Here is a 15,059-nt window from a genome sequence, read left to right on the forward strand (position 1 = left end):
CGTGGAACCTCGTAGCTGTCGACGTCACGACGTACCGCCGACGGCCGGGAGCTTGCCATGCCTGTCATATCTGCGCCGCACGAATTCGACGTCAGCGATCTGTTCGTCGATCTGCATCCGATCTTCGCCCGACACCTCTACCTCAAGGTGGAGGGGTTCAACTTCGCCGGATCGATCAAGCTGAAGGCCGCCCGCGAGATCGTGGCCCAGGCCGAGGCGGCGGGGGTGCTCGGCCCCGGCTCGACCCTGGTCGAGTCCTCCTCGGGGAACATGGGCGTCGCGCTCAGCATGCTCGCTGCCAACCGCGGTTACCGCTTCGTGTGCGTGACGGACTCCCGCTGCAACGAGGCCACCCGCCACACCATGCAGGCCTTCGGCGCCGACGTCCACGTCATCACCGAGGCACACCCCACCGAGGGCTACCTCGGCGCCCGGATCCGCTACGTACAGGAGATGTGCGCCGCCGACGAGAAGGTGGTGTGGCTCAACCAGTACGAGGCACCGGGCAACTGGATGGCCCACTACCGCACCACCGCGCCCGCCATCGCCACCCGCTTCCCCCGGCTCGACGTCCTGGTGATCGGCGCCGGCACCACCGGCACCCTGATGGGCTGCGCCCGCTACTTCCGCGAGCACCGGCCCGACGTGCGGGTGGTCGCCGTCGACGCGGTCGGCTCCGTCACCTTCGGCGGGACCCCAGGCCCGCGGCACATCCCCGGCCTCGGCACCAGCATCAGGCCGGGGCTCCTGGACGAGTCCTTCGTCGACTCCGTCGTCCACGTCGACGAGGCGGACACGGTGCGGATCTGCCGCCGGCTGGCCGCGCACGGCTACCACTTCGGCGGATCGACCGGGACCGCGGTCGGCGGCGCACTCGCCTGGCTCCAGGAGAACTGCGCCGACCGCCGCACCACGGCCGTCACCATCGCCCCCGACCTGGGCGAGCGCTATCTCGACACCCTCTACGACGACGACTGGGTCCGTGGCACCTTCGGCGACACGGCGCTGGCCGGCGACGAGGAGCGGAACGAAGGGCAGGCAGCGCGATGAGCGTGTCCCCCGGCGGCAACCTGCCGCTCACCGCGGCGCAGTCCGAGATCTGGTACGACGAGCAGTTCGCGACCGGGCCGCTCGGCTACGCCATGGGCGACTACGTCGACCTGCGCGGCCCCCTCGACCAGGAGCTGCTGGGACGCGCCCTGCGACGGCTGTCGGTGGAGGCCGAGGGCCTGCGGGTGCGTTTCACCGAGCACGACGGGGTGGCCCGCCAGTCCGTCGCCCCGGTGGCCGACAGCCCCCTCCCGCTCGTCGACCTCAGCACCGAGGCGGACCCGGAGGCCGCCTCCGAGGCGTGGATGCTCGGCGACCTGGATCTGCCGATGAAGGCCGCCGAGCCGCCGCTGATGCGCACCGCGCTGCTCCGCCTCGGCCCCGAGCGCCACCGGCTCTACCTGTGCATGCACCACATCCTGTCCGACGGGTACAGCCGCAACCTGGTCCACCCGCGGCTCGCGGCGATCTACAGCCACCTCGCGGCCGGCGGCGACGAGGCGGGCCTCGCCCCGTCGGCACCGCCGCCGTTCCGGCTGCTGCTGGACGCGGAGAGCGCCTACCCGGACTCGCCCCGCCTCGCCAAGGACCGCGCCTACTGGACCGCCCGGCTCACCGCCGGATCGCCCGAGCCGTCCTCGCTCTCCACCCGCGAACCCGCCCCCGGTCTCGTCGCGCTGCGCCGCACCGAGGTGCTGGACGCCGCCGACGCGGACCGGCTGCGCGCCGCCGCCGGCGCGGCCGGAGCCACCCCGGCCGCCCTGGTGGCCGCGGCGATGGCCGCCTACGTGCAACGGATCACCGGCCTGGAGGAGCCGCTGCTCACCCTGCCGGTCACCGCCCGGGTCGGTGCGGCGGCCCGCGGCGTCCCCGGGATGGTCGCCAACTACCTCCCGCTGGCCGTGCCGGTCCGCCACGGCGCGACCCGCGACCGGCTGCTGCGGGCCGCGTGGGTCGAGATCGCCAACGCGCTGCGGCACCAGCGCTACCGGGGCGAGCAGATCCGCCGCGACCTCGGCCTGCGCACCGACGACCGGCGCCCGTTCGGGCCCTTCGTCAACGTCCTGGACCAGGACCCGGTCCTGGAGTTCGGCCCGTGCCGGGGCCAGGTGGTGAACCTGTCCACCGGCATCGTCAACGACCTGATCCTGACCGTCCTCAACACCGGCGACGGCTCCCTGGAGCTGCACCTGGACGGCAACAGCGAGCTGTACGACGGTCAGGAGCTGGCCGCGCACGCGGCCCGGTTCCGGGCCTTCCTCGGCGCCTTCGCGAGCTGCCCGCCGGACACGGTCGTCGACCGCCTGGACGTGGCCCTGCCCGGGGAGTCGATCGGGGTGCTCACCGGTCCCGCCGCCGACGCGGCGCTGCCGGGCGAGGCGGCGAGCGACACGGTGGCGCTGGTACGGGCCGCGTCCGCGCGTACGCCGGACGCGGTCGCGGTGGTCGACGGCGCCCGCCGGCTGACCCACGCCGAACTGCTGCGCCGTGTCGACGGAGTCGGCGCGCGGCTGCGGGCCGCCGGCTGCGGCCCGGACACGGTGGTCGGCGTGCTGACCCGTCCCGGCGCGGGCTACGTCGCGGCGATCCTCGGCTGCCAGGCGGTGGGCGCCGCCTGGCTGCCGCTGGAGACCGCCGCGCCCGCCGCGCGCACCGCCTCGTTGCTGCGCGACGCCGGCGTCCGGGTGCTGCTCGTCGGCGGCGGGTTCGACGAGCAGGGCGGCGAGGCCGGCGTGCTGGCCGGGGACGTCCGGGTCCTGCCGCTCGAACTGCCGTCGGACGACCGGGCACCGGAGGACCAGGCCGCGCTCCCGGCCGCCGGATCGGGCCAGGACCTCGCCTACGTGATGTTCACCTCGGGCTCCACCGGCCGGCCCAAGGGTGCGATGGTGCACCGGGACGGCATGCTGAACCACCTGTGGGCCAAGGTGGACGACCTGGCGCTGCGCCCGGGCGAGGCGGTCGTCGCGAACGCCCCGCTCACCTTCGACGTGCACGTCTGGCAGCTGCTGGCACCGCTGCTGGTGGGCGGGCGCACCCTGGTCGCCGACCCGGAGACGGCCGCCGACCCCGACGCCCTGTTCGCCCTGGCGGTCGACGAGAACGCCGCCGTGCTGGAGGTGGTGCCCTCCCTGCTGCGCGCCGCGCTCGACCTGTGGGACGCCCGCGCGGCCGCCCCCCGGCTTCCCGGCCTGCGCCGGCTGATGGTCACCGGGGAGGCGCTGCCGGCCGACCTGTGCGCCCGCTGGTACGCCCGCTTCCCGGGAATCGGCATGGTCAACGCCTACGGGCCGACGGAGTGCTCCGACGACGTGACGCACGCCTGCGTCACCCCGGAGGACGCGGCCGCCGGGCGGGTGCCGATCGGGCGGCCGGTGCGTGGCACCCGCCTGTACGTGCTCGGGGACGGGCTGCGCCCGATGCCCGCCGGGGTGCCCGGAGAACTGTGGGTGGGCGGCGTCGGGGTGGGCCGCGGCTACGTGGGCGACCCGGTCCGGACCGCGTCCGTGTTCCCGGCCGACCCGTTCGCCGGTGGCGGCAGCAGGATGTACCGCACCGGCGACCGGGTGGTGCTGCGCCCGGACGGACAGCTGGAGTTCGTCGAACGGCGCGACTTCCAGGTGAAGGTCCGCGGCCGGCGCGTCGAGCTGGGTGAGATCGAGGCGGCCGTGCGCGCGGTGCCGGGTGTCCTGGACGCCGTGGTGGTCGCGCACGGCTCCGGACTGGCCGGCTACGTGGCCGCCTCGGGCGGCGTCGACGCGACCCTGCTGCGGGACCGGGTCGGCGCGGTCCTGCCGGGCTGGATGGTGCCGGGGTGGTGGGTGGTCCTGGACGCGCTGCCGCTGACCGCGAACGGCAAGGTCGACCGCAAGGCGCTGCCCGCGCCCGGTGCCGGCAGCACGGGAGTGAGCGGCACCGGCTCGGGCAGCCCGGCCGTGAGCGGCCCGGGTGCGGCCGGCTCCGTCGCGGGCGGCCCCGCCGGTCCGGTGCGCGGTCCGCGGACCGACCCGGAGCAGACGCTGGGCGCGGTGTTCGCCGAGATCCTCGGCCTCCCCGGAGTCGGCGCGGACGACGACTTCTTCACCCTCGGCGGCGACAGCATCCGCGCCATCGAGGTGGTCGGCGCGGCACGCCGCGCGGGCCTGGTGCTCAGCACCCGCGACGTCTTCACGGGGCGTACGGTCCGCGTCCTCGCCGGGATCGCCCGGCCGGCCACCGGGCGGGCCGGGCAGGAGGACGGGCAGGTCGACCCGGTGGGCGTCCTCGACCTCACCCCCATCGCCGCCCGCCTCCAGGAGGACACCGGCTCGACGACCGGCCCCGCCGCCGGCTTCAGCCAGCACATCGCCGTCCGGGTCCCCGCCGATCTCGACGCCGGACGGCTGGCCACCGCGCTGCGGGCCCTGATCGACCATCACGACGCCCTCAGGACCCGGCTGACCGAGCCGGCCCCCGGCCTGTGGCAGACGGAGGTGCTCCCGCGCGGCGCGGTTCCCGCCGACGACGGCCTGGTCCTCACGCTGCCGGACGAGCAACCGTCCCCGGACCGGCAGGAGCTGCTCCGGCTGATCGACCGGCAGGCCACGGCCGCCGGCCGCCGGCTCGACCCGGCGGCGGCCCGGATGATCCGTACCGTCCTGCTCCCCGCCCCCGCGGCGGAGCCTGGGGAGCGGATCCTGCTCCTGGTCGCGCACCACCTGGTGGTCGACGGGGTGTCCTGGCGGATCCTGCTGACCGACCTGGCGGCCGCCTGCGCCGCCCTCGCGGAGGGCCGCACACCCGAACCCCAGCCGGTCGGCACGTCCTTCCGGGCCTGGACCAGGCTGCTGACCGAACGGGCCCGCACCGAGTCGCGCGGACCCGAACTGGCGCTGTGGCAACGGATCCTGACCGGATCCGATCCGCTGCTCGGCCCCCGCCGGCTGGACCCGGCGCGGGACGTCAGGGCCACCGCCGACACCCTGCGCACCGAACTCCCGCCCGAGGTCACCGGACTGCTGCTGAGCACCGTTCCCGCGGCCCTGCGGGCCGAGGTCAACGACGTGCTGCTGGCCGCCCTGGCGGTCGCCGTCGCGCAGTGGCGGCAGCGGCGCTGCGGCGACGGGACGAGCGGAACGCTGATCGAACTGGAGGGCCACGGCCGCGAGGAGATCGCGGACGGCCTGGACCTGTCCCGCACCGTCGGGTGGTTCACCAGCATCCACCCGGTGCGGATCGATCCGGGGCCCCGGCCCCACGAGGCACTCGGCCGGGCGGTCAAGCTGGTCAAGGAGCAGGTGCGGGAGGTGCCCGAGCACGGAATCGGCCACGGCCTGCTGCGCCACCTCAACCCGCAGGCCGCGCGGCTGCTCGCCGGGTACCCCAGGCCGCAGCTCGGCTTCAACTACATGGGCCGGTTCGACGCCAGGGAGGACGTGCTCTGGTCACCGGTCACCGGTGGCGGCATCGTCGGCACCGGCACGCAGCCGGCGATGCCGCTGGAACACGTCCTCGCGCTCACCCCGGCGACCGAGGACCGGGCCGACGGCCCGCACCTGGTCGCCAACTGGACCTTCGCCGGCGGGATCCTCGACCGGGAGTCCGTCGCCGAACTGGCCGACGACTGGTTCCGGGCGCTGCGCGCCCTGGCCGAGTACGCCATGGCGCCGGGCGCGGGCGGCGCCACCCCGTCCGACTTCCCGCTGGTCGCCCTGGAGCAGGAGGAGATCGAGCGGTACGAGGCCGGACTGGCCGGGGCGAGCCCCGCGCTCGCTCCGGGGCAGGCGCTCTCGGACGTGCTGCCGCTCACGCCGCTACAGCGGGGACTGCTGTTCCACCACGAGGCCGAGCGGGACGGCGTCGACGTCTACACCCTGCAGATCGCCGCGGACCTGGAGGGCGGACTGGATCCCGCCGCGCTGCGGGCCGCGGGGCAGACGCTGCTGCGGCGCCACCCGGCGCTGCGGGCCTGCTTCCTCCACCGCGCCTCCGGCGACCCCGTCCAGCTGATCCCGTCCGATGCCGAACTCCCCTGGCGGGAAGTCGATCTGACGCATCTTCCGGAGTCGGAGCGGGCGGCCGAGGCCGAGCGCCTGACCGACCAGGAGCGCACCCGCAGGTTCGACCTGGCCGCACCCCCGCTGCTGCGCTTCACCCTGCTGAAGACCGGGCCGCGGCGGTACCGGTTCCTGTGGACCAGTCACCACCTGCTGGTCGACGGCTGGTCGATGCCGATCCTGGTCGGGGAACTGCTCGCACTGCTCGCCGAGTACACCGAGGGCACCGAGCACACCGGCGACGGCGAGTACACCGGCGACGGCGAGCGCCCCGGCGACGGCGGGGCCGGGGCGCCCGTCGAGCTGCCGGCGCCCGCCCCGCACCGCTCCTACTACGCCTGGCTCGCCGCGCGTGACCGCGGTGCGGCACGTGAGGCCTGGCGGCGGGCGCTCGCCGAGCTGCCCGGCCCGACCCTGGTCGCCCCGGCCGCGACCGGAGCGGCGGTGTCCCTCCCGGAGTCGCTGCACCTCGACCTCGACCAGGAGCTCACCGACCGGCTCCTCGCCGCCTCCCGCAGCGCCGGCCTCACCGTCAACACCGTGGTGCAGGGATGCTGGGCACTGCTGCTCGGTGAACTGACCGGATCCCAGGACGTGGTGTTCGGCGCGATCACGGCCGGCCGGCCCGCGGAGGTGCCCGGGATCGAGTCGATGGTGGGCATGTTCCTCACCACGGTGCCGGTCCGCGTCCGGCTGCACCCCGACGCCACGCTCGGCGGCCTGCTGCGCACCCTCCAGGACGAGCGTGCCGAACTCCTGCCGCACGAGCACCTCGGACTGGCCGAGATCCACCGGGCCGCCGGACTCGTCGGAGAGGCCTTCGACACCGTGCTGCTGTTCGAGAACTTCCCGATCGGATCCGGCGCGACCGCGGCCGGCGACGGCGGGGCCGGCGCGGAACCGGTGCGGGTGGTGCGCGCCGAGGCCCGCGACGCCCGGCACCACCCCCTGAGCATGGCGGTACTGCCGGACGGCGACCGGCTGCGACTGCGACTGGACTACCTGCCCGCCGCCTTCCGGCGCGACCGGGTGGCCGCGATCACCGAACGGTTCACCGCGCTGCTGCACATCGCCGCCACCGCCCCCGACACCACGCTGGCCCGGATGGGCTCGCCGCTGCGGCCGAAGGCCGGCGCGGCACCGGCACCGGCGCCCACAGCGGCCCCGGGCACCCCGAACGGGCCCGCCGCGCCGCGCGCGCCCCGGACCGAGCGCGAGGAGACCCTGTGCGCGGTCTTCGCCGAGGTGCTGGGCGTGGAGCGGGTGAGTGCGACCGACGACTTCTTCGCCCTCGGGGGCGACAGCATCCGGGCCATCCAGGTGGTCAGCCGGGCGCATCTCGAAGGGCTGGCGCTCGAAGTGCGGGACGTCTTCACCGGCCGGACCGTCGCGGCCCTGGCCGAGGTCGCCGACGCGCCCCGGCCGGACCGGACCGGCGCTGCGGAGGAGCCCCTGCTGGCCCTGGACGAGGACGAACTGGCTTTTATGGAGATCGACTTGAGCGAGGACATGCTGTGACCGGGACGCCGAGGATCGTCGAAGCGCTGCCGCTCTCCCCGCTCCAGCAGGGGCTGCACTACCTCGCCGCCGAGGGAAGCGGCCCCGACCCCTACATCCTCCAGCTGTCGGTGCGGGTCGAGGGGGAGCTGCCCACCGACCGCCTCCGGGCGGCGGCGGCGGAGCTGCTGGGCCGCCACCCGCACCTGCGGAGCTGCTTCCGGCCCCGCCGCAACGGCGAGACGGTGCAGGTGGTCCTGGACCAGGACTCGGTCCGGGTGCCCTGGCACGAGGTCGATCTGACGGACCTTCCGTACCGGCGGCGCCGGGCCGCGTCCGACCGGATCGCCGACGAGGACCGGCTGCGGCGCTTCGACCCGTCCCGGCCCCCGCTGATGCGATTCACCGCGATCCGCCTCGGCAGGCGCCGCTACCGGCTGCTGTGGTCGGTGCACCACCTGCTGCTGGACGGCTGGTCGATGCCGCTCGCCGCCCGGGAGCTGCTCACCCTGGCGGGCCTCGCCGGGCCCGAGGCGCTGTCCGGGCCGCTGCCCGAGCCCGTCCCCTACCGGACGTACCTGCGCTGGCTGGCCGGGCAGGACCGGGAGGCCGCCCGCGCCGCCTGGGCCGGGACCCTGGCCGGTCTTGAGGGCCCGCTGCGCCTCGCGCCGCACCCCGTCGGACAGGACGACGGCGCGCTGCCCGAGGTCCGCTCGGCCTCCCTCTCCCCCGAGCCGACCCGGGCGCTCTCGTCCTGGTGCGCGGCCGAGGGCGTCACCCTCAACTCGGCCGTGCAGGCCTGCTGGGCGGTGGCGCTCGGATACCTGTCCGGCCGCCGGGACGTGGTCTTCGGTACGGTGACCTCCGGCCGGCCGGCCGGACTGCCGGGCGTCGAGACGATGATCGGGCTGTTCGCCAACACGGTGCCGGTGCGTGCCGAGGTGCGCCCCGACCACACCGTCGCCGAGCTGATCCGGGCCCTGGCCCGGCAGCAGGTGGACCTGCTGCCGCACACCCATCTGCCGCTCGCCGAGGTCCAGGCCGCGGCCGGCCTGCGCGGCGAACTGTTCGACACCGCGATCGCCTTCCAGAGCTACCCCATGGCCGCGGCCGTGCCGTCCGCCGACGGCGGCCTCGTACTCGCCGACATCCGGGTGCGCACCGCCACGCACTTCGCGCTGGGCCTGACCGTGACGCCGGGCGACGGGCTCGACTTCTCCCTCGCCCACGCGCCCAGCGCGTTCGACGGCGACGGCGCCCGCACGGCCGCCCGGGTGCTGGACCTGCTCGTCGAAGCCCTGGAGCGGACGGCCGCCGCCCCCGACACCCTGCTGGCCAGGATCGGCGGGAGCGGTGAGGCCCCGGAGGGGTCCGGCGCCGGCGTCGACCTGCGCGACGACCGCACCCGCGGCACCACCCTGCACGAGCTGTTCCGGTGGCACGCGGACCGGGCCCCGCGGGCACCCGCCCTGATCGTCCCGGACGAGGACCGGCCGGAGGACCCGGCCGCGGCGCGGACCCTGGACTACCGGCAGCTCGACACCGCGTCGGACCGGCTGGCCGGACAGCTGGCGGCGTCCGGCGCGGGCCCCGGCACCTTCGTGGCCCTGGCCCTGCCGCGCGGCGCCGACATGATCGTCGCGCTGCTCGCGGTGCTCAAGACCGGGGCCGCGTACCTGCCCGTCGACCTGGCCTATCCGCCCGAGCGGATCGCCTACATGCTCGACGACGCGGCCCCCGCCCTGGTGGTCACCACCTCCGCGACCCGACTGCCGGACAACTGCGCCGCGCCGCGGGTCGACCTCGACCTGCTGGACCCCCGGCTGCCTCAGGGCCCGGAGATCCCCGTGCACCCGCCCGTCGCGGTCCCCGGCAGCCCCGCCTACGTCGTCTACACCTCCGGATCGACCGGCCGCCCCAAGGGCGTCGTGGTCCCGCACGAGGGCGCCGTCAACCTGGCCGCCCACCACGCCGCGCGGCTGGGTGCGGGGCCCGGAGCCAGGGCCCTGCAGTTCGCGTCGTTCAGCTTCGACGCCACGGTGTGGGAGCTGTGCGCCTCGCTCTACACCGGCGGTGCCCTGGTGCTGGCCACCGCGGAGAGCCGGATGTCGGGCGACGCGCTGGCCCGCCTGGTCGTCGCGCACCGGATCAACCACGCGGTGCTGCCGCCCGCCGTCCTGGCCGGTCTGCCCGAGGACGCCGGACTTCCCTCCGACCTGCGCCTGTCGACGGCCGGTGAGGCGCTGCCGTCCGCGCTGGCCGAACACTGGTCGGCCCGCGTCGAACTGCGCAACGCCTACGGGCCGAGCGAGACCTCGGTCTGCGCGAGCGTCAGCGAACCGCTGCACGGAGCGGGCAGGCCGCCGATCGGCACAGCGGTCTCGGCCTTCCGGCTGTTCGTCCTCGACTCGGCCCTGCGGCCGGTGCCGGCCGGTGTGGCCGGCGAGCTGTACGTGGCCGGCCCCGGGCTGGCCCGCGGCTACCACGACCGTCCCGGCCTGACCGCGGCCCGGTTCACCGCCTGCCCGTTCGGGCCGCCCGGCACCCGGATGTACCGCACCGGCGACGTGGTGCGCCGGCTGGAGGACGGCGCCCTGGACTACGTCGGTCGCGCCGACCAGCAGGTCAAGCTCCGGGGCTTCCGCATCGAGCCGGGCGAGATCGAGGCCGTGCTCGGGAGCCACCCGTCCGTCGCGCAGACCGCGGTGACGGTCCGGGAGGACCGGCCCGGGGACCGCCGCCTGGTCGGCTACGTGGTGCCGCGCGGCGACACCGTCCTCGACCCGGACGCGCTGCGGGCGCACGCCACCGCGGCCCTGCCGGCCCACATGGTGCCCGCCGCCCTGGTCGTGCTCGCGACGCTGCCGGTCACCCCGAACGGCAAGGTGGACGTCCGGGCGCTGCCCGCCCCCGGGCACACCGCCGCCGGACGGCTGCCGGAGACCGCCGAGGAGCGGGAGCTGTGCGCGATCCTCGGCGAGGTGCTCGGCCTCGACCGGGTCGGCGCCGACGACGACTTCTTCGCCCTGGGCGGGCACTCACTGCTGGCCGCGCGGGCGGCCAACCTGGTGCGGGCCAGGCTCGGCGGCGCGCTGTCGGTGCGGGAGGTGTTCGAGGCCCCCAGCGCCGCCGCCCTGGCCGCCCTGCTCGCCGCCCGCCAGGACCCGTCCGGCGAGGAGCTCCGGAAGCTCCCCGAACTCGCCGCGCTGGAGCGGCCGGCCTCGATCCCGCTCTCCCACGCCCAGGAGCGGTTGTGGTTCCTGGAGCGGCTCGGGGTGCCCGACGGGCTCTACTCCGTCCCGTTCGCGGTGCGGATGCGCGGGGCACTGGACGCCGGCGCGCTGCACGCGGCGCTGCGCGACCTGGTCACCCGCCACGAGTCCCTGCGCACCGTCTTCCCGGCCGTCGGCGGCGACGGCACCGGCGCCGAGCAGGTCGTGCTCGCCCCGGAGGCGGCCGATCCGCCGCTGTCCCTGGTGGACTGCACCGAGAAGGAACTGCCGGACGCGCTCGCCGCCGAGGCCGCCCGCGGCTTCGACCTCGCCGCCCGGCCGCCGCTGCGGGCCACGCTGTTCACCCTGGCACCGGACGACCACGTGTTCGTCCTGGTACTGCACCACATCGCGGCCGACGGCTGGTCCCTCGGGCCGCTGTCGAGCGACCTGGCCGAGGCGTACCGGTCCCGGCTCACCGGACAGGCCCCCGCCTTCGCCCCGCTGCCGGTCCAGTACCCCGACTTCACGCTGTGGCAGCGCCGGCTGCTCGGCTCGGAGCAGGACCCGCACAGCGAGCTGTCCCGTCAACTCGCTTACTGGAGGCGGGCACTGGACGACCTGCCGGTCGAGATCGAGCTGCCCTTCGACCGGCCCCGGCGAGCCCTCGCCAGCCACCGGGGCGGCACGGTGCACCTGCCCGTCCCCGCCCCGCTGGTCCGCGCGCTGCGGGCCCTCGCCCGCGACTCCGGGGCCAGCCTCTTCATGGTGGCGCAGGCCGGGCTCGCGGCCCTGCTCACCCGTTACGGCGCCGGCACCGACATCCCCGTCGGCAGCCCCGTGGCGGGACGCGGCGACGCCCGGCTGCACGGCCTGGTCGGCATGTTCGTCAACACCCTGGTGCTGCGCACCGACACCTCCGGCGATCCCTCCTTCTCCGAACTCGTCTCCAGAGTCCGGGAGTTCGACCTGGCCGCCTACGAGAACCAGGACCTGCCGTTCGAGCGCCTGGTGGAGGCCCTCAAGCCGGAACGGTCACTGTCCCGCAACCCGCTGTTCCAGGTGATCCTGGACTGCCGGGACGCCGACCCGGTTCCCGACACCGGCACGGAACTGGCGATGGAGCCGGTGCCGGCCGCGGGCGGCACCGCCAAGTGGGACCTGTTCGTCCAGCTGACCGCGGACCCGGCGGCCGACCGGATCGACCTGGCGGTCGAGTACGCGAGCGACCTGTTCGAGGAGCGCACCGTGCGGCGCCTCGCCTCCGCGCTGCTGCGACTGCTGGCCTCGGCCACCGACGCGCCCACCCGCCCGCTCTCCCGCCTGGAGGTCCTCACCCCCGAGACCCGGCGCGACCTGCGCGACCTGGGCGAAGGACCGGTGGAACCGCCCCGCACCACGGTCACCGCCCTGTTCGACGCGCACCTGGCCGCCGCGCCCGACGCGATCGCCCTGCGGTTCGCCACCGAAGCCGGGGCCCGCCTCGACGACGCGCTGACCTACCGCCGGCTCGACGCCGCGGCCAACCGGACCGCCCGCCATCTCGCCGCCCACGGCGTCGGCCGGGGTGACGTCGTGGCGCTCTGCCTGGAACGCGGGCGGGACGCGGTCGTCGCGATGCTGGCGACCGCCCGGCTCGGCGCCGCCTACCTGCCGCTCGACCCGGCCTACCCGGCCGCCCGGCTGCGGCACATGGTCACCGACAGCGGCGCCCGGGTGCTGCTCACCCAGCGGTCCCTGGCCGGGGCGGCGGCGGGCGCGGACCCGGACGGCGGCTGCGCGACCGTCTGCCTGGACGACCCGCGGACCCGCCGGGAGATCGACGGCCGCCCCGAGGTCACGCCGGACGGCGGGCCCGATCCGGACGACCTGCTCTACGTCATCTACACGTCCGGCTCGACCGGCACCCCCAAGGGCGTCGCCGTCTCCCACCGGGCCGTCGCCCGGCTGGTGCACGGCATGCCCGGCCTGGGCTTCGCCCGCACGGACACCTTCCTGTGGAACGCCTCGCCGGCCTTCGACGCCTCGGTGTTCGAGGTGTGGACCCCCCTCGCGCACGGCGCGGGACTGGCGGTGAACCCGCCGGGGCCGGCCGACCCCGAACGGCTCGGCACCCTGCTGCGGGACAACGGCGTCACCGTCGCCCTGCTCACCCCCCGGCTGGTCAACGTCATCACGGACCTCGACCCGGCCTGCCTCGCACCGCTGCGGCTGCTGCTCACCGGCGGCGAGGCCGTCTCCGCGGAGCACGTGCGCAGACTGCGCCGGGCGCTGCCGGGGACGGCGGTGGTGGACGCCTACGGGCCGACCGAGGCCGCCGTCATCGCCACCGTCCACCAGGTGCACACCCTCCCGCCGGACGCCGGGTCCGTCCCCATCGGGCGGCCGATCGGCGGCACCGCCGTGTACGTCCTGGACGAGGCGCTGCGGCCGGTTCCGTACGGCGCCGTCGGTGAACTCCACGTGGCCGGTCCCGGACTGGCCCGCGGCTACCTCGGCCGCCCGGGGCTGACCGCCGGGCACTTCGTCGCGGACCCGTTCGGTCCGCCCGGGACCCGGATGTACCGCACGGGCGACCTGGTGCGCTGGGAGGTGGACGGCCGCCTGGAGTTCACCGGCCGCAGCGACCACCAGGTGAAGGTCCGCGGCTACCGCATCGAGACCGGTGAGGTCGAACGGGCCCTGGCCGCGCACCCGTCGGTCGCCCGGGCCGCGGTCACCGCCAGGGACGACGGCTCCGGGGACCGGCTGCTGGTCGCCTACCTGGTGCCGGCACCCGACGGCGCCCGTCCGGAACCGGCGGACCTCCGGCGGGACCTGGGCCGGACGCTGCCCGCGCACGCGGTACCCGGCGCGTTCGTGCTGCTCACGGAGCTGCCGCTGACGCCCAACGGAAAGCTGGACACCGCGGCGCTGCCCGCCCCGGCGTCGGCGGGCGCGGCCCCCGCGCTGCCCCGCACACCGGCCGAGCGGGTGATCTGCGCGGCGGCGGCCGAGGTGCTGGGCCGTAAGGCGGTCGGCCCCGACGACGGGTTCTTCGCGCTCGGCGGCGACAGCCTCAAGGCCATCCGCCTGGTGAACGCCGCCGGACAGGCCGGGCTGCGGCTGGACCTGGCCGCCGTCTTCCAGTACCGCACCCTGGCGGAACTGGCCGTGGCGGGCCGCCCCGACGGGTCCGGCCTGCCGGACGCACCGGGCCGGCCGGACGCGGCCGACGGCCCGCTCGACCTGCTCGCCCCCCTGCTGCCGATCCGGTCCGGTGGAACCCGGGCACCGCTGTTCTGCGTGCACGGCGGCCTGGGCTTCGGCCTGCCCTTCGCCGAACTCGCCCGTCACCTCGACCCGGCGCAGCCGGTCCACGCCCTCCAGGCGCCCGGCCTCGCCCGCGAGCAGACCCCGCCGGCCGACCTGGCCGCGGTCGCCGAGGACTACGTCGCCCGGATCCGCACCGTCCGGCCCAGCGGCCCCTACCACCTGCTCGGCTGGTCCTACGGCGGCATCGTGGCGCAGGCGATGGCCGTCCGGCTGCGCGCCGAGGGCGAGGAGGTCGCGTTCCTCGCCAACCTCGACGCCTACCCGGACTCCGCCCCCGGGGCGCGGCCCACCGACGAGGACTTCCTCAGGGACTTCCTCACCGAGGCGGGCCTCGGCGCCGACGCCCTGCCCCGGCCGACCGTCACGGCCGTCGCGGCCCTGCTCGCCGGGGCCGGCGGCCCGCTCGCGGCCTTCGACGAAGCCGCCCTGACCCGGTTGCTCACGGTCATGCGCGGCAACGTCGACCTGTTCCGCGCCCACACCCCGGAGACCTTCGACGGCGGGATGACCCTGCTGGTCGCCACCGGATCCCTGGACGGGCAGGACATGCTGGTCCGCGCCAAGACCTGGGAGCCGTACGTGGCCGGCGGTGTCGACGTCCTCCCGGTGCCCTGCGCCCACGCGGACATGCTGGGCCCCGGCCCGGCCGCCACGATCGGCCGGCTGCTCGAACACCGGCTGGCCGCCCTGCACTCCCCCACAGCCGCCCCCCGTACGACCTCCGACGACCTGGGAGACATGCCATGAGCAACCCCTTCGACAACCCCGAGGGCCGCTTCCTCGTGCTGGTCAACGAGGAGGACCAGCACTCGCTGTGGCCGGCCTTCGCGGACCTGCCGGACGGCTGGACCGTCGCGCTCGCCGAGACCGACCGCGCCTCCGCCGTCGACCACATCGAGCAGCACTGGACCGACATGCGGCCGCTGAGCCTGCGGAACCGGGGCTGACC

4 protein-coding genes are annotated in these 15,059 nt (G+C 75.9%); all 4 read left to right on the forward strand.

All coding sequences use genetic code 11. The features are described 5' to 3' along the window. Positions 1-57: 57 nt before the first annotated feature. Genes sbnA through ACIQOW_RS06695 form a run of 4 tightly spaced genes read left to right on the forward strand, consistent with a single transcriptional unit; the run spans position 58 to position 15,057 of the window. Positions 58-1,050, forward strand: a complete 993-nt coding sequence (sbnA, locus tag ACIQOW_RS06680; RefSeq protein ID WP_401080431.1) for a 2,3-diaminopropionate biosynthesis protein SbnA — start codon at positions 58-60, stop codon at positions 1,048-1,050. Beyond that, a complete protein-coding gene (locus tag ACIQOW_RS06685; RefSeq protein ID WP_401080433.1) occupies positions 1,047-7,604 on the forward strand; it encodes an amino acid adenylation domain-containing protein in 6,558 nt (2,185 codons plus the stop codon). Before sbnA ends, ACIQOW_RS06685 begins: the two co-directional genes overlap by 4 nt. Then, on the forward strand, positions 7,601-14,857 hold the full coding sequence (locus ACIQOW_RS06690; protein WP_401080435.1) for an amino acid adenylation domain-containing protein: 7,257 nt from the start codon (positions 7,601-7,603) through the stop codon (positions 14,855-14,857). Before ACIQOW_RS06685 ends, ACIQOW_RS06690 begins: the two co-directional genes overlap by 4 nt. Continuing rightward, positions 14,854-15,057 (forward strand): MbtH family protein, encoded by a 204-nt coding sequence (locus ACIQOW_RS06695; RefSeq protein WP_401080437.1) that lies wholly within the window; start codon positions 14,854-14,856, stop codon positions 15,055-15,057. Before ACIQOW_RS06690 ends, ACIQOW_RS06695 begins: the two co-directional genes overlap by 4 nt. Positions 15,058-15,059: the final 2 nt, after the last annotated feature.

The organism is Kitasatospora sp. NPDC091335 (assembly GCF_044757205.1).
GTDB lineage: Bacteria > Actinomycetota > Actinomycetes > Streptomycetales > Streptomycetaceae > Kitasatospora.